Origin of the sequence: Methyloversatilis sp. NSM2 (genome assembly GCF_038066675.1) — a bacterium.
Lineage (GTDB): Bacteria > Pseudomonadota > Gammaproteobacteria > Burkholderiales > Rhodocyclaceae > Methyloversatilis > Methyloversatilis discipulorum_A.
In genome coordinates, this window is the sequence record NZ_JBBUKV010000005.1 from 39,932 (window position 1) to 56,510 (window position 16,579).

Genomic DNA, 16,579 nt, shown 5'->3' on the forward strand with positions numbered 1-16,579 from the left:
GTCATCGTGCCGCTGCCGTGCGAACGCGGCAGCGTGCTGCATGATCGTGCGGCCGGGCATCAACCCGACATGTCTTCCATCGGCCAGTCGCGAATATAGCTCTTCAGCATGCGGTTCTCGAAACTCTGCTCCTCCAGCATCGCGCGTGCGACATCGTGGAAGGACAGCACGCCCATCAGCGTATCGCCTTCCATGATGGGCAGATAGCGGCAGCGGTTCTCGAGCATCAGTCGGCGCAGTTCGTCGACTTCCATGTCCGGGTGGGCGGTCGCCGGATCGCGATGCATGACGGCGGATACGGTCAGCGACTGCCAGTCGCCGCCGGACGCCCGCACCGAGCGCAGCACTTCGCGGAAGGTGAGCATGCCGACCATGCGGCCATGCTCCATCACCACCAGCGACCCGACGTCGAGGTCGGTCATCGTGACGACTGCGTTACCCAGCGTCTGTTGCGGTGCCACCGTGTATAGCACGGTGCCCTTGATGCGCAGGATTTCATGTACTTGCATGGTTGCCACTCTCCTCCTCGCCGCGCGGGCACGGGGTGCGCGCTGCGGATGACCATGCGTCGATGGTAGTCAAAAGCGTCGGCGCCGCAAAGCGCCGGCGTTCAGAAAAGGCGATCCAGACGCCCGTCCGGACGCAGCAACGCCGCACATGGCGTCTTTCCGGGGCGGATCAGGCGTACCGACTCGGCGTAGCGCTTCAGCTGTTCGGCATACTCCCCGGCGAATCCCGCGCCCTCCCCGCTCTTGTAATCCAGTATCCAGATCTCGTCGTCGAACTCGACCAGGCGGTCGATGCGGCCGAGGCTGCCGTCGGGCAGCACGAATTCCACTTCGCTGGCCGCCCAGCGATGCAGCGCCGGATCGAAGAAACGGCGCAGCGAAGCGCTGCCGGTCATGGCGCGCGCAAGGCGTTCAAGTTCGCTCCAGCGCGTCGCATCGAGCGCCAACGGGCGCGGCGGCGGCGGCTCGCCGCAGGCCAGCGCTTCCAGCCAGGCGTGCAGGCCGGTGCCCCAGATCTGCGCGTCGTTCATCGGCACCACAATGCGGCGCTCGCCCACCGGTGTCGATGGAAGCGCTCCGGCAACCGTCGGCACCGCGGCAACCGTATCGATGTCGGGGCACGCATCGGCCGTGCCTGTACTCAGGCGCAGCGCACCGTCGTCGGCGGTCTGTACCGACGGGCAGCCACGCAGGGCTGTCTGCAAACGCGCCAGCCAGCTGTCGTCGGCCACGCCCCGCGCCGGGCTGACACCGCTGGCGAACAGGAACTGCCGCGCCCGGGTGACCGCGACGTACAGCAGATTGGCGTCCTCCCGCGCCGCAGCGCGGGCTTCGGCGTCGATGAACCGGGCGCGCGCCTGCCCCTGGTTATCCTTGCGCTGCAGCAGCGACAGGTGTTCGGGTGCTGGCGCGCCCGGCGGCCAGGCGAGCAGTACGCGCGCGCCGCTGTCGGCGCGCGGCTTCGCGATGGCGTCGGCCAGCCAGACGATGGGCGCCTCCAGCCCTTTCGCGGCATGCACCGTGAGCACGCGCACGCGGCCGCGTGCCGGGTCCTCACCGAGGATGAGCCCCTCGTCCGGCGCCTCGTCGTCCTCGTTGCGCAATCGTGCAAGCTCGTCGAGAAAGCGCGGCATGCTGGGGAAGCGGCCGCTATCGACCTTGAGCGCGAGCTCCATGAAAGCGTCCAGATTCGCACGCACGCCCGGCCAGGCCATCGGATCGACCTGGGCGGCATAGCGCTGCATCAGCTCACCACGGTGGAACACGCGGTCGAGCAGGTCGTGCACCGGCAGTTGCGCGGCGGCGGCCAGCCAGTCGCTCAGCAGCGACGCCGCACGCGCCAGTTCGGCGTCGTCGCCGTCACGTGCAGCGCGCAGTGCGGGCCACAGTGCGGAGCCGGCGCTGGTCAGGCGCAGCAGGTGCGCGTCGGACAGCGCGAACAGCGGGCTGCGCAGCACGTGCGCCAGCGCCAGCGCATCGGCCGGCGCGGCGAGGAAGCGCAGCAGCGCCTGCAGATCGGCTGCCTCCAGCGTGTCGAGCAGGCGGCCGCGGCTGGCACCGAAGTACGGAATGCCGTGCGCGCGCAGCGCCGCCTCATAGACGGCGAGACCGGTGCGCCGGCGCAGCAGGATCATCATGTCGCCGTAGCGCGCCGGCCGCACCGCGCCACTGTGCGCATCGCGCACGGCGACCCGCCCCACCATTGCATGCAGCCGCGCGCACATCGCGTCGGCCTCGCGACGGCGCCTGCTGTCCTCGATCGTCACGCGCGGCGTGGTGAGCGGATTGCGCAGGCCGGCATCGTTCGTCGTCGCCTCGTCCGGCGCGTCGACGTCGTGGCCGAAAGCCGGCAGCACCTCGACCGCGCCGGGCAGGCCGAGCTGCGTCGTGCCGTGTGGCGCGAAACCTTCGAACACGTCGAGCGCGCCGAACAGCGCATTGACCACCTCGACCACCGCCGGGCTGCTGCGCCGCGTTTCGTTGCGTCGGATGTCGATGGCGCCGAAGCGCTCGGCGAAAGCCGTGCGCGCGTGCGCGAAGATGCGCGGATCGGCGCGGCGGAAGCGGTAGATCGACTGCTTCGGATCGCCCACCACGAACACGCGCGGCTGCACCTGGTCCGGCGCGTAGGCGTCGAGCCAGTGCATCAGCACCTGCCACTGCAGCGGATTGGTGTCCTGGAACTCGTCGAGCAGCAGGTGGGTGTAGCGCGCATCCAGCCGTGCCTGCACGAAGGGGCCGGTCTGCGCGTCGCCGAGCAGGCGCGCCGCGTGCCATTCGAGGTCGCCGAAGTCGAGCACGCCGGCGCCGCGTTTGACCTGGTCGTAGGCGTCGAGCGTGGCCGAGGCAACGGTCAGCGCGTGCCGGTTCAGTTCCCAGGCGGCGCGGTCGCTCAGCGCGTGCAGGCAGGCCAGCAGGCGCTCGGCGCAGGACTCGAACAACTGCTGCGTGCGCTCGGCTGCGCCGATCTTCTCCATCGCCTTGCCCGGCTTGAACGCGATCGGCACACCGGCGCGGGTCAGCAGTTCGGCGCACAGACCGTCGAAGAAGGCCCGGGCGTCTTGCTGGCTGGCGGCCATCTCCAGCGCGACCGCCTTGCGCTGCTGCGCCTCCGTGCCCTGCCCCAGCAGCTTTGCGAGTTCCAGCGCTGCGGCGCGCAGCGTAGCGTCCTGCGCCAGCGCATCGACCGGTGCTTCACGGTCGGCGCCAAAGAAGGACTCGAGATGCGCGAACACGCCATCGAGCCCGTCGTGCGCAGCCAGCCAGGCCTGCCACTCGGCGCGCCGCTCGATCAGCGCTTCGGCGAGGCTGCGCGCGCCGGCGAGACCGGCCTGCGCGAGCAGCCAGCGCACCGACTGCGCCAGTTCGCCGTCCGGCGCACTGCCGGCACGTCGCATCAGCACGCCCCAAGCCTGGTCGCGCAGGCGTGCGGTGCGCTCGGCGAGCTGCAGCCCGCCGAGGCCGGCCGACAGCGGAGCGGCGCCGAGCAGCGACGAAAACCAGCCGTGGAAGGTGTTGATCGTCAGCCCAGGGCGGGCGCTGGCGACGCGTTCGAACAGACCGCGCGCACGCTCGATCAGCGCCGCGTCATTGCGCGCATCGACCCCGCGCTGATCGAGGAAGGCGATCACGCCTGCGTCGTCCGCCACCGCCAGCTCGCCCAGCCAGTGCTGCAGCCGCTCGTCGATCTCGCGCGCCGCCTTGCGCGTGTAGGTGATGGCCAGTATCTCGCCCGGTGCCACGCCCGCCAGCAGCAGACGGATCAGCCGCGACACCAGCGTCCACGTCTTGCCGCTGCCGGCGCAGGCCTCGACGACGACGCTGGCAGACGGATCGAGTGCGCGCAGGCCGTCGTTCATGCGCGCCAGTCCTTGCGGCACAGGCCGCGCATTTCGCAGTAGGCGCAGGCGCGGTCGTCGCCGTGCGCAGGCAGCGCGGCTCCGGCACGCAGCGCCGGAAACAGCGCGCCGATCAATCCCTGCAACGCTTCGGCCGCCGCGTGCGGCTCGGGCTGCGGGTGCGGCACCGGCGCCGGCTCGTCGAGCGCCAGATAGGCGGCTTCGCTCACCGTGTCGCCTTCGAGCAGTGTGTAGAAAGCGAGCTGCAGATCTTCCCCGCCCTGCACGCTCTTCTTCACGGCTTCGCTGCTGCGCAGCTTGTAGTCGAGCAGCGACACGCCGGCGACACCGCGGTCGATGCGGTCGATGCGGCCCTCGAGCGACAGCGTGCCGCCGTCCGGCAGGTCGAGCGGTCGCGCCCGCGACTGCTCGCCGCTGTCGAACACCCAGCCCTCGGCTTCGCGCGCGCAGGCCCAGGCAACGTAGGCGTCGGCGCGGTCGTGCAGGCGATCGGCCCACGCGTGTTCCTGGAAGTTGCGACTGATCGCGCCATCGAAGGCGACCGCGATGCGCGCGCGCATGTCATCGACCAGCGCCTGCGGCGTTTCACTGTCCAGGCGCGGGTGCGCAACATGAAAGTCGTGCAGCAGCGCATGCACCAGTTCGCCCACGCTGCCCTTGCCCATCGTTTCCTCGACCTCGTCGCCCTCGCCCAGGCCGAGCACGCGGCGCGCATAGTAGCGGTAGGGGCAGGCCATCAGATCGGCCATCGCGCTGGCGGTGAGCCGCTGCGGCACCCGATCGGCTTCGAGCACCGGCGCGCTGGTCTGCCGCGGCAGCGCGGCCGGCTCGGGATCGGGCTGGGCCGGCGCGGCGCTGACGGCACTCGGCAAGCCGGCGCGCACGAACATCAGGTCGAGCAGTTGCAGGTCGGCACCGGGCAGATTGGCTTCGCCGTTGCGCTGCGCCTGCCAGCTGAACACGATCTCTTCACTGTTCAGGATCAGCCCGGCGAGGTCCTCGCGCAGCTGGCGTGCCGCCTGCTGCGTATCGGCCAGCCCCAGTTCGCGCCGCAGCCCTTCGTGGCCAAGCACGCCGCGCAGTTGAGGCGGCGCCAGATGTTCGCCGTCGGCGCCGATCACGTACACGGCGTCGAACACGCGCAGCCGGGTCGCCGCAAGATGGGTCAACACGACCGGACTGTCGATCGCGGTGTCGCGGAACAGCGCCCGTTCGAACTCGCCATTGAGCCACTGGCGCCAGTCGGCAAAGGTCAGTGCCAGCGCCACACCGCTGCTGTCCGCGCGCAGTTGTTCGAGCAGCGCGATCACCTGCGCGCCGGCGGCATCCTGCAGCAAGGCCGTGCGCGCCTGCAGCGCGTCGAGCGCGGCCAGCAGCCGTTCGATCCAGAAGGCGGCGGGCGCGGCCTGGGTCGGCATCAGGTTCGCCGCCTGCGCGAACGGAACCATCAGCGCCGCGCCCGCCCGCCCGGCCAGTTCGCGCGCCGCATCGGCGAGCAAGGCCTGCAGCCCGTCGACATGGTTGCGCCGCACCACCCAGTGATCGACCTCGGCGATCGCCCGCGCGTGCGTATCGGCGTCCATCGTGCCTGCGACATAGGGCGAGCGGACCAGATCGAGCAGGTCGCGGTGATAGCCGTCGGACGCCAGGCACTGCAGGAAGGCGTCGACCGTCGCTGCGGCGCGCGTGGTGGACAGCTTCCAGCCAGTTTCGTCGGCCAGCAGCACCTGCCTGCGTTCGAGCAGGGCACGGGTACGGCGGGCGGCTTCGCGGTCGCTGGCGACCAGGGCGATGCGGCGGCGCCCCTCCGCCAGCCAGCGGACAATGCAGGTGGCAGCGTGCTGCGCCTCCTGTTCGAGCGATTGCGCACTGACCAGCCGCACGCGGTCGCGCAGACGCTGCGCCGCGTCCGCCGGCACGCGGCGCGACCACAGCGTGCGCGCATCGTCGGCGGCGACCGGCCAGGCGGCATCGAGCGCGCGCGACAGCGCGTCTTCATCCGCCGCGCGCCGCACGCCGATGTGCAGTACTGGCACGCGCTGCGCAAACGCGGTCAACCAGTCCGGCGCCGGATCGAGCGTATCGGCCAGCAGCACGACCGGCCGGCGCGCCGCCGCGGCCGCCCGGTAAAGCGCCTGCGTCGTCGCGCGTGCATGACCCGGGGTGCCGGTACTGTCAGCCAGCCACACCGCATGAACAAGCCGCGCCTCGAGCGACAGCGCCGCACTGTCGTGCAGTGCGTGCGCCCGGGCGAATGCGCCTTCGAGCGCGCCCTCGTCTGGCACCGGCACATCGGCCAGCGTGTCGGCGAGATCCATCAGTTCGCGCGCGACCGCCCACAGGTCGGCGTCCCCCAGCCAGCCGACCCGGCGCAACTGGGCGACCAGCCCGAGCAGCCGCCGCGAATCGGGGTCGGTCGCCGCATCGCCCCGCCAGCGCGCGGCCAGCAGTTGCGGCGTGAGCATGCGCGGCATGAACAGCGCTCGGCCGGCCGCAGCTGACAGCGCGCTGCGCAGCGCCGGTGCCAGCGCAATGGACGGCAGGATGAGGTCGCAGTCGGCGAGCGCGTCGCCGTGGCGATCGAGGAGGATGCGTGCCACCCGGCCGAACAGGTCCGGACCGGGGGACAGCGTGACGGAGTCGAAACCCGCTCCGCTCATGCGTCAGCGCGGGCGAAGAAAGGAAACGGAGCGCGCGCTCAGCGCTCGAGCATGCCGAGCTTGTCCTTCACCTTGGCCCAGTCGTCGGCGTCGGGCAGCGCGTCCTTGCGCTCGATGATGGCCGGCCATTCCTTGGCCAGTTCGGCATTCAGTTCGATGAACTGCACCTGGTCCGCCGGCACGTCGTCCTCGGCAAAAATGGCTTCGGCCGGACATTCGGCGACGCACAGCGTGCAGTCGATGCACTCGTCCGGATCGATCACCAGGAAATTCGGGCCTTCGCGGAAGCAATCGACCGGGCACACATCGACGCAGTCGGTGTATTTGCACTTGATACAGGATTCGGTGACGACGTAGGTCATGATTTCTCCGTTGGGCGGGGGCTCTGCACTCGCAGGCAGGCCATGCATGGGCTGAAAAAGGCTGAATTCACGAGGGGCCGCGGCACGCGGGAGCAGCCTGCAGACTGCTAAACACCGGCGCGCCGCACCTCTTCCGGACGCGGGAGTTTAGCACCGGGGCGCGGCGGCACCTCGCCCACGCTGTCGTGCCGCTGCGACATGTGGCCATGACTTTTTGTATTTCCTTGCCATCTGCCTCTGCACGCCCGACTGTTTTTTGTATTAGCATCTTGCAAACAGTGCGGAAACCCTGAACTCCGACGCAGGGGACGCCGATACCGTGATCACCCCGGCGGCCGGGTTTCAGCAAGCTCCGAATCGGGCCGCTCGGTGAGTGGCCGGAAAACCCAGTCCAGCGACCCGACACCCACCTTTCGGCACGCAACATCCATCCAGTCCTGCAGGCGTCCCGAACCGTGGCGTCCGGCACGAGGCATCCGGTTCTTCCAGATACACCCCCGAAGACCTTCCGATTCACCGAATCCACTTTCCCAGTCAAGCACCGCGAGGAAACAATGAGCGAACACATCCACCACGTTACCGACGCCAGTTTCGAAGCCGAGGTCATCAAGGCCGACCTGCCGGTTCTGGTCGATTACTGGGCCGAGTGGTGCGGTCCGTGCAAGATGATCGCTCCCATCCTCGACGAAGTGGCGCGTGACTACGCCGGCAAGCTGCGCGTGGCCAAGGTCAATATCGACGAGAACCAGGAAACGCCTGCGCGCTTCGGCATTCGCGGCATTCCGACGCTGATGCTGTTCAAGGACGGCAATGTCGAGGCGACGAAGGTCGGCGCCCTGTCGAAGTCCCAACTGACCGCCTTCCTGGACAGTCACCTGTAACACCTACCCCGCGGCGGGCGCGTATCCGCGCCCTGCCCGCCGGAGCGGAAGACCGCTCCATCTCCCCACCCCGCCTGTCGCACATCTTCACCATGCACCTTTCCGAACTGAAAGCACTCCACGTCAGCCAGCTGCTCGAAATGGCCCAGTCCTTCGAGATCGAAGGCGCCAACCGGCTGCGCAAGCAGGAACTCGTGTTCGCCATCCTGCGCAACCGGGCGAAGAAGGGCGAGAGCATTTTCGGAGACGGTGCGCTGGAGGTGCTGCCCGACGGCTTCGGTTTCCTGCGTTCGCCGGAAGCGAGCTATCTGGCGGGAACCGACGACATCTACGTGTCGCCGAGCCAGATCCGCCGCTTCAACCTGCACACCGGCGACACCATCGAGGGTGAAATCCGCACGCCGAAGGATGGCGAGCGCTATTTCGCACTGGTCAAGGTCGATCGCATCAACAGCGAGCCGCCGGAAGCGACCAAGCACAAGATCCTGTTCGAGAACCTGACGCCGCTGCATCCGACCGAGCCGCTGAAACTCGAACGCGACATGCGCGGCGAAGAGAACACGACCTCGCGCGTCATCGACATGATCGCGCCGATCGGCAAGGGCCAGCGCGCGCTGCTGGTGGCGCCGCCGAAGACCGGCAAGACGGTGATGATGCAGCACATCGCGCACGCGATCACCGTGAATCACCCGGAAGCGTTGCTCATCGTGCTGCTGATCGATGAGCGCCCGGAAGAAGTGACCGAGATGCAGCGTTCGGTGAAGGGCGAAGTCGTTGCCTCGACCTTCGACGAACCGGCCACCCGCCACGTGCAGGTCGCCGAAATGGTGATCGAGAAGGCCAAGCGTCTGGTCGAGCACAAGAAGGACGTGATCATCCTGCTCGATTCGATCACCCGCCTCGCCCGCGCCTACAACACGGTACAGCCGGCCTCCGGCAAGGTGCTGACCGGTGGCGTGGACGCCAACGCGCTGCAGAAGCCGAAGCGCTTCTTCGGCGCCGCGCGCAACGTCGAAGAAGGCGGCAGCCTGACCATCATCGCCACCGCGCTGATCGAAACCGGCAGCCGCATGGACGACGTGATCTACGAGGAATTCAAGGGCACCGGCAATATGGAAATCCATCTTGACCGGCGCATGGCGGAAAAGCGCGTCTATCCGGCAATCAACGTGAACCGCTCGGGCACGCGCCGCGAAGAACTGCTGCTGAAGCCGGAAATCCTGCAGAAGATCTGGATCCTGCGCAAACTGCTGTACAACATGGACGATCTCGAAGCGATCGAATTCCTGCTCGACAAGATCAAGGCCACCAAGAGCAACGGGGAGTTCTTCGACGCGATGCGTAGGGGGTGAAGCAGGGGTTTCGCGAAGCACTGCTTCGCGCCTGCTGAACGGGCTGGCTGTGCAAAGCCAGCCTCCGTTGCATTTGGGTTTCGCAGCGCATTGCGCTGCCTTTACCTGACCACGCTTACTTGACCGACCAACGCCGCACACTGCGGCGTTTTTCTTTTGTGCTGTCCGCTCAGGTACGCAGCGCCTCCATCACCGACAGCACCTCGCCCGGCGAATTGAGCGCATAGCCCGGGAGCGTCGACACCACGCTCGCAAAATCAGGCGACTTCAGCGCCTCGAGCGCGCGCTGCATCGACGGCAGCTCCAGCGTCTCCAGCCGGCAGGCGAGAAAGTAATGCTCCTCCGCGACCGGCACGAAATCGAGCTTGAACTGGCTGGCGGCGGCTTCGACGCCGAAGCCGGTGTCGGCCATGCCGCTGGCAATGTGCGCCGCCACCGCCGCGTGCGTGAATTCCACCGTTTCGTAGCCGCTGATGTCGTCCGCATCGATGGTCTGCTCGGCCAGCAGCAGGTCGAGCAGCACGCGCGTGCCGGCGCTGGCCTGACGATTGATGAAGCGCACGTCGGGACGCACCAGATCCTGCAGCGAGCGGATGTTCAGCGGATTGCCTGCGGCCACGAACAGGCCCTGCGTGCGCGTGACCAGTCGGATCACGCGGTGCGCGCGCGGCTTCAGGTGGCGGCTCAGCCGCGCCGCCAGTTCCGGCGTAACCCGCCCGCTGGGCAGGTGGAAGCCGCAGATGTCGCAGCTGCCGCGTGACATCGAGCCGAGCGCGTCGATCGACCCGAGGTACTGCAGTTCCAGCCGCACGCCGGCCACCCGCTCCATCAGCTCTGGCATCAGGGCGATCGCGTAGCCGTGGCTCGCATGCAGCCGCAGCACCGGGTGGGTGTCCATCAGTGCGGCGTTGATCTCGCGGTCGATCTCCACCGACAGGTTTTCCAGTTGCGGCGTCAATCGCGCCTGGATGCGCTGCGCCGCCCAGGTCAGCTTCTCGCCCAGCGGCGTCAGTTCCGCGCCCTTGCCCTGCGACAGCTCGACCAGTGGCGTGCCGAAGAAGGCCGACCAGGTGCGGATCAGGTTCCAGCAATGGCGGTAGGAAAAATCGACCTCGCGCGCCGCCTCGGTCAGTTTTCCACTGCGTTGCACGGCGGCCAGCACGCGGAACAGCAGCGGGTCGATCTCCCGTCCTTCGGCATTGCGGAAGCGCCACGCCGGTTCGATCTGGATGCGCATGTTAGGCATTTGTTTTCATATCGTTAAAAGCAAGACCGGCTGCTAACCTGCATTGCGAAGCCATTATTGGACCTTGATGGTGGCTGATTAGCAATTATGAACAAGAGTTCCAATTAGGAATTCAGCAGGAGACAGAGAGCCATGTCATCGCACCACCCCGCTCCCGGTGTCGACGGGCGACAGCTTCAGTCGCTGGTCGGCCGCCACGCCGATCTGCCCGGCGCGCTGCTACCGATGCTGCACGCCATCCAGGACGAATTCGGCCACGTGCCGGAACAGGCCGTCCCGGTCATCGCCAGGGGGCTGAACCTGTCGCGCGCCGAAGTGCATGGCGTGATCACCTTCTATCACCTCTTCCGCAGCCACGCGCCCGGCCGCCACGTGGTGCAGGTCTGCCGGGCGGAAGCCTGTCAGGCCGTCGGTGCCGTTGCGCTCGAAGCGCACGCGAAGAAATGTCTCGGCATCGACTTCCACGAAACGACCCCCGACGGCGCAGTGACGCTGGAGGCGGTGTACTGCCTCGGCAACTGCGCGGTCGGCCCGTCGTTGCGGGTCGATGACGATATCGTCGGCCGTGTCACACCGGAGCGCTTCGACGCGATCGTTGCGGAGCTGCGCGCGGAGGTGAGCGCATGAACACCCGCATCTACGTCCCCTTCGATTCCACCGCGCTGTCGCTGGGCGCTGACAAGGTGGCGCAGGCCATTGCTGCCGAGGCGGCAAAGCGCGGCATCGCGATCGAGCTGGTACGCAATGGCTCGCGCGGCGCCTTCTTCCTCGAACCGCTGGTCGAGGTGCCGACCCCCGCCGGCCGCGTGGCCTACGGCCCGGTGCAGCCGAAGGATGTCGCCGCGCTGTTCGACGCCGGCTTCGTCACCGGTGGCCAGCACGCGCTGTCACTCGGCCTGACCGACGAGATCGGCTATCTGAAGAACCAGGAGCGCCTGACCAGCGCGCGCATCGGCCTCACCGACCCCTTGAGCCTGGACGACTACATCGACCACGGCGGCTTCGTCGGCCTGGACAACGCGCTGGCGATGAGCGGCGCCGACGTGGTGAAGGAAGTGACGGAATCCGGTCTGCGCGGCCGCGGCGGCGCAGCCTTTCCAACCGGCATCAAGTGGAACACCGTGCTCGGCGCGGTCGCCGACCGCAAATACGTGGTGTGCAACGCCGACGAGGGCGACTCCGGCACCTTCTCCGATCGCATGATCATGGAGGGCGACCCCTACTGCCTGATCGAAGGCATGACCATCGCCGGCATCGCAGTCGGCGCGACCCAAGGCTACATCTACCTGCGCTCGGAGTATCCGCACGCCTTCGCCACGCTGAAGGAAGCCATCCACCGGGCACGCGCCGCCGGGTGGCTGGGCGACAACGTACGCAACTCCGGCAAGGCCTTCGAACTGGAGGTGCGCCTCGGTGCCGGCGCCTACATCTGCGGTGAAGAGACGTCGTTGCTGGAAAGCCTCGAAGGCAAGCGCGGCATCGTGCGCTTCAAGCCGCCGCTGCCGGCGCTCGAAGGCCTGTTCGGCAAGCCGACGGTCATCAACAACGTCATTTCGCTCGCCTCCGTGCCCACCATCCTGGCCCAGGGCGGCGCCTTCTACCGCGACTTCGGCATGGGCCGCTCACGCGGCACCCTGCCCTTCCAGCTCGCCGGCAACATCAGACGCGGCGGTCTGGTCGAGAAGGCTTTCGGCGTGACCATGAACGAGCTCATCCACGACTTCGGCGGCGGCACCCTGTCCGGCCGTCCGGTGCGCGCGGTGCAGGTCGGCGGACCGCTCGGCGCCTACGTACCGGCGTCGCAGTTCGACCTGCCGCTCGACTACGAGGAATACGCCAAGCACGGCGCGATGATCGGCCACGGCGGCATCGTGGTGTTCGACGACACGGTCGACATGGCGCACATGGCCCGCTACGCGATGGAGTTCTGCGCCATCGAATCCTGCGGCAAGTGCACGCCCTGCCGCATCGGCTCGACACGCGGCGTCGAGGTGATAGACCGTATCGTCGCCAACGACAACCGCGGCAGGAACATCGCGCTGCTGCAGTCGCTGTGCGACACCATGCTGAATGGATCGCTGTGCGCGCTGGGCGGCATGGCGCCCTACCCGGTGCTTTCGGCACTGAACCATTTCCCCGAAGACTTCGGCGTCGACAAGACCGAAGCGGCCTGAGCACGCGAGAATCCAGGAGAACCGCCATGTCACTGCCCCGCAACACCGATTACGGCACGCCCGCGCGCGTGTCGGACAAGGAAGTCACGCTCACGATAGACGGCATCGAAGTGACGGTGCCGGCCGGCACCTCGGTCATGCGCGCCGCGCAGGAATGCGACACCAGCATTCCCAAGCTGTGCGCCACCGACAGCCTCGAACCTTTCGGCTCCTGCCGCCTGTGCCTGGTCGAGATCGAAGGCCGCCGCGGGTACCCGGCGTCCTGCACGACGATTGCCGAAGCCGGCATGCAGGTGCGTACCCAAACGCCCAAGCTGGCGGACATCCGCCGCGGCGTGATGGAGCTCTACATTTCCGATCACCCGCTGGACTGCCTGACCTGCTCGGCCAATGGCAACTGCGAACTGCAGGACATGACCGGCGTGGTCGGCCTGCGCGAAGTGCGCTACGGCATGAAGGGCAAGAACCACTTCGACCTGCTGTCCGCACTGACAAAGGAAAAGGACGAGTCCAACCCCTACTTCAGCTACGACCCGTCGAAGTGCATCGTGTGCAACCGCTGCGTGCGCGCCTGCGAAGAAACCCAGGGCACGTTCGCGCTCACCATTTCCGGCCGCGGCTTCGATTCGCGCGTCAGCCCCGGTGAGAGCCAGCCCTTCATGGAATCGGAATGCGTGTCCTGCGGCGCCTGCGTACAGGCCTGCCCGACCGCGACGCTGATGGAAAAGGGCGTGATCGAACACGGCCAGGCCGAAAGGAAGGTCACCACCACCTGCGCCTACTGCGGCGTCGGCTGCTCTTTCGACGCCGAGGTGAAGGGCACGACCGTGGTGCGCATGGTGCCGAGCAAGGACGGCGGCGCCAATCACGGCCACTCCTGCGTGAAGGGCCGTTTCGCCTTCGGCTATGCGACGCACCTGGACCGCATCACCACGCCGATGATACGCAAGAGCATCGAGGACGCCTGGCAGCCGGTGAGCTGGGACGAGGCCATCCGTTACGCCGCCTCGGAGTTCAAGCGCATCCAGGCGAAGCACGGCCGTGAATCGGTCGGCGGCATCACGTCCAGCCGCTGCACCAACGAGGAAACCTACCTCGTACAGAAGCTGGTGCGCGCCGCTTTCGGCAACAACAACGTCGACACCTGCGCCCGCGTCTGCCATTCGCCCACCGGCTACGGCCTGAAACAGACGCTGGGCGAATCGGCCGGCACCCAGACCTTCGACTCGGTCATGAAGGCCGACGTCATCATGGTGATGGGCGCCAACCCGACCGACGGCCACCCGGTGTTCGGCTCGCAGATGAAGCGGCGGCTGCGCGAAGGCGCCAAGCTCATCGTGGTCGACCCGCGCAGCATCGACCTCGTGCGCTCGCCGCACATCAAGGCGGAACAGCACCTGAAGCTGAAGCCGGGCAGCAACGTCGCACTGATCACGTCGATGGCGCACGTGGTGGTGACCGAAGGCCTGGTCAAGGAAGACTTCGTCCGCGAGCGCTGCGAATGGCATTCGTTCGAACAGTGGCGCGATTTCGTCGCCAAGCCGGAGAACTCGCCGGAAGCGATGGAACAGCACACCGGCGTACCGGCGGCCGACGTACGCGCTGCCGCCCGCCTGTTCGCCACCGGCGGCAACGCAGCGATCTACTACGGCCTCGGCGTGACCGAGCACAGCCAGGGCTCGACCACCGTCATCGGCATCGCCAACCTGGCGATGGCCACCGGCAACATCGGTCGCGAAGGCGTGGGCGTGAATCCGCTGCGCGGCCAGAACAACGTGCAGGGCTCCTGCGACATGGGCAGCTTCCCGCACGAACTGCCGGGCTACCGCCACGTGTCGGACGCGGCCACGCGCGCACTGTTCAAGGATGCCTGGGGCGTCGAGCCGCAGCCGGAGCCCGGCCTGCGCATCCCGAACATGTTCGAGGCGGCGATGGACGGCACCTTCCTCGGCCTGTACTGCGAAGGCGAGGACATCGTGCAGTCCGACCCGAACACGCAGCACGTCGAAGCCGCGCTGCGCGCGATGGAATGCGTGGTCGTGCAGGACCTGTTCCTGAACGAAACCGCGAAGTTCGCCCACGTCTTCCTGCCTGGCTCCAGCTTCCTCGAAAAGAACGGCACCTTCACCAACGCCGAGCGCCGCATCTCGCGCGTGCGCAAGGTGATGCCGCCGCTGGCCGGCAAGGAGGACTGGGAAGTCACCTGCATGCTGTCGAACGCGCTCGGCTACCCGATGGACTACGGCCACCCGTCCGAAATCATGGACGAGATCGCGCGGCTCACGCCCACCTTCCACGGTGTCAGCTACGAACGGCTTGAGGAGCTGGGCAGCATCCAGTGGCCGTGTAACGAACAGGCGCCGGAAGGCACACCCATCATGCACATCGACCAGTTCGTGCGCGGCAAGGGACGTTTCATGCTGACGAAGTACGTGCCCACCGAGGAGCGCACGTCGAAGCGCTTCCCGCTGATCCTGACCACCGGCCGCATCCTGTCGCAGTACAACGTGGGTGCGCAGACTCGCCGCACACCGAATTCGATGTGGCACGACGAGGACCGCCTGGAAATCCATCCGGCCGATGCCGAAACGCGCGGCATCAACGAAGGCGACTGGGTGGGCATCACCTCGTGCGCCGGCGAGACGGTGCTGCGTGCGCGCGTGTCCGAGCGCATGCAGCCGGGCGTCGTCTACACCACCTTCCACTTCCCGGAATCGGGTGCCAACGTCATCACCACCGACAACTCGGACTGGGCGACCAACTGCCCCGAATACAAGGTCACCGCGGTCGAGGTGACCCGCGTGACCCAGCCGTCGGAATGGCAGCAGCGCTATCGCGACTTCTCGCAGCAGCAGATCGGGCTGCTGCCGAAGAAGCGCGAGAAGGTCTGAGTCGTGGGCGCCGTGCAGGCTCTCGCCATGGGCGGTCCGCTGCTCGCCTGCGATGAAGCGGGTGAAATGAGCGGCGACGCCGTGCTGCATCCGGCGCAGCGGCTGCGCAGCGCCGTGCGTGTCAGCGGGCGCATGCGCACCGCCAGCGTCGAATGCGTGGCCGAAGAGGTGCCGGTGGCCATGGTGTACAACGGCATTTCGCACGCAGTCATGCTGGCCACGCCGGCCGATCTCGAAGACTTCGGCACTGGCTTCAGTCTGGCTGAAGGCATCGTCGCGCGCGCATCGGAGATCCACGACATCGACACGGCGCACCACGTCGATGGCATCGAGGTGCGCATGCAGGTGTCGAACCGCGCCTTCGAAGCGCTGAAGGCGCGCCGCCGCTCGCTGGCCGGACGCACCGGCTGCGGGCTGTGCGGCGTGGACAGCCTCGTCCAGGTGTCGCGCGAAGTGAAACCGGTGGCCGCGCGACCGTTGGTCGATGAAGCCGCCATCCACCGCGCCTTCGTCGCCCTGGGCGAAGGGCAGGCGCTGCATGCGCTGACCGGTTCGGTGCACGCCGCCGCCTGGGCTCATGCGGACGGCACGCTGTTCGCCGTGCGCGAAGATGTCGGTCGGCACAACGCACTGGACAAGCTGATCGGCGCCGTCGCACTGGCCGGTCTGGATACCGCGCAGGGTTTCGCGGTCGTCACCAGCCGCGCCAGCTATGAAATGGTGCTCAAGCTCGCCAGCGTCGGCGGCGGCCTGCTGGCGGCCATTTCGGCACCGACCGGGCTGGCCATCGATCTGGCCGGGCGCACGGGCGTCACGCTGTGCGGCTTCGTCCGCGACGGCCGCATGGCGATCTACACCGAATCCCGAACCTGTACAGCAACGCAAACGGAATAGCAGATGGACATCCACAACCTCGTCAAGATGGCCAACCAGATCGGCCAGTTCTTCCACAGCTACCCCGACCACGACGAAGCGGTGCGCGAAGTCGCCGCCCACGTCCGGCGTTTCTGGGAACCGCGCATGCGCCGTGCGATCATCGATCACATGAACCGCGGCGGCGACACCGGTCTGCTGCCGCTGGTCAGCGAAGCACTGCAGCACATGCAGGCGCAGGAAATCTCCACCACCTGAAAGGACACCTCACC

At 67.6% G+C, this 16,579-nt stretch carries 12 protein-coding genes; 7 read left to right on the forward strand and 5 right to left on the reverse strand.

The genetic code is table 11. The annotated features are described in order from the left end of the window. Positions 1-59: 59 nt before the first annotated feature. The 4 genes from WJU27_RS10970 to fdxA all read right to left on the reverse strand — a co-directional run bounded on the left by WJU27_RS10970 (position 60) and on the right by fdxA (position 6,890). Complete coding sequence (locus tag WJU27_RS10970) at positions 60-509, reverse strand: CBS domain-containing protein (protein WP_020163656.1); 450 nt, start codon at positions 507-509, stop codon at positions 60-62. A gap of 101 nt (positions 510-610) precedes the next feature. Further along, the gene (locus WJU27_RS10975; protein WP_341422137.1) at positions 611-3,868 is read right to left on the reverse strand and encodes a UvrD-helicase domain-containing protein; all 3,258 of its coding nucleotides are present in this window, start codon (positions 3,866-3,868) and stop codon (positions 611-613) included. Continuing rightward, positions 3,865-6,528 (reverse strand): PD-(D/E)XK nuclease family protein, encoded by a 2,664-nt coding sequence (locus WJU27_RS10980; protein ID WP_341422138.1) that lies wholly within the window; start codon positions 6,526-6,528, stop codon positions 3,865-3,867. Before WJU27_RS10980 ends, WJU27_RS10975 begins: the two co-directional genes overlap by 4 nt. 38 nt (positions 6,529-6,566) lie before the next feature. Beyond that, complete coding sequence (gene fdxA / locus WJU27_RS10985; protein ID WP_019919370.1) at positions 6,567-6,890, reverse strand: ferredoxin FdxA; 324 nt, start codon at positions 6,888-6,890, stop codon at positions 6,567-6,569. A 554-nt stretch (positions 6,891-7,444) separates the two neighbouring features. On the opposite strand from fdxA, the gene trxA reads away from it, so the two are divergent. Both trxA and rho read left to right on the forward strand, forming a co-directional pair. Next, positions 7,445-7,771 (forward strand): thioredoxin TrxA, encoded by a 327-nt coding sequence (gene trxA / locus WJU27_RS10990; RefSeq protein WP_008062188.1) that lies wholly within the window; start codon positions 7,445-7,447, stop codon positions 7,769-7,771. A 92-nt stretch (positions 7,772-7,863) separates the two neighbouring features. Next, positions 7,864-9,123 (forward strand): transcription termination factor Rho, encoded by a 1,260-nt coding sequence (gene rho / locus WJU27_RS10995; protein ID WP_019919371.1) that lies wholly within the window; start codon positions 7,864-7,866, stop codon positions 9,121-9,123. Between the two features lie 169 nt (positions 9,124-9,292). Here rho and WJU27_RS11000 read toward each other — a convergent pair whose 3' ends face one another. After that, positions 9,293-10,369 carry a substrate-binding domain-containing protein gene (locus WJU27_RS11000; protein ID WP_341422139.1) on the reverse strand — a complete coding sequence of 359 codons (1,077 nt, stop codon included), beginning with the start codon at positions 10,367-10,369 and terminating at the stop codon, positions 9,293-9,295. Between the two features lie 132 nt (positions 10,370-10,501). Here WJU27_RS11000 and WJU27_RS11005 point away from each other — a divergent pair, with 132 nt between their 5' ends. From WJU27_RS11005 to WJU27_RS11025, 5 genes are read left to right on the forward strand one after another with little or no spacing between them, the layout of a single operon-like run. Continuing rightward, entirely contained in the window at positions 10,502-10,996 is a 495-nt protein-coding gene (locus tag WJU27_RS11005; RefSeq protein ID WP_341422140.1) for a formate dehydrogenase subunit gamma, read from the forward strand. After that, the gene (locus WJU27_RS11010) at positions 10,993-12,543 is read left to right on the forward strand and encodes a formate dehydrogenase beta subunit (RefSeq protein WP_341422141.1); all 1,551 of its coding nucleotides are present in this window, start codon (positions 10,993-10,995) and stop codon (positions 12,541-12,543) included. Before WJU27_RS11005 ends, WJU27_RS11010 begins: the two co-directional genes overlap by 4 nt. 26 nt (positions 12,544-12,569) lie before the next feature. Beyond that, on the forward strand, positions 12,570-15,434 hold the full coding sequence (gene fdhF, locus WJU27_RS11015; protein ID WP_341422142.1) for a formate dehydrogenase subunit alpha: 2,865 nt from the start codon (positions 12,570-12,572) through the stop codon (positions 15,432-15,434). 27 nt (positions 15,435-15,461) lie between these two features. Further along, on the forward strand, positions 15,462-16,328 hold the full coding sequence (gene fdhD, locus WJU27_RS11020) for a formate dehydrogenase accessory sulfurtransferase FdhD (protein WP_341422438.1): 867 nt from the start codon (positions 15,462-15,464) through the stop codon (positions 16,326-16,328). 3 nt (positions 16,329-16,331) lie between these two features. Beyond that, positions 16,332-16,565, forward strand: coding sequence for a formate dehydrogenase subunit delta (locus WJU27_RS11025; RefSeq protein WP_304004092.1), 234 nt, complete (start codon positions 16,332-16,334; stop codon positions 16,563-16,565). Positions 16,566-16,579: the final 14 nt, after the last annotated feature.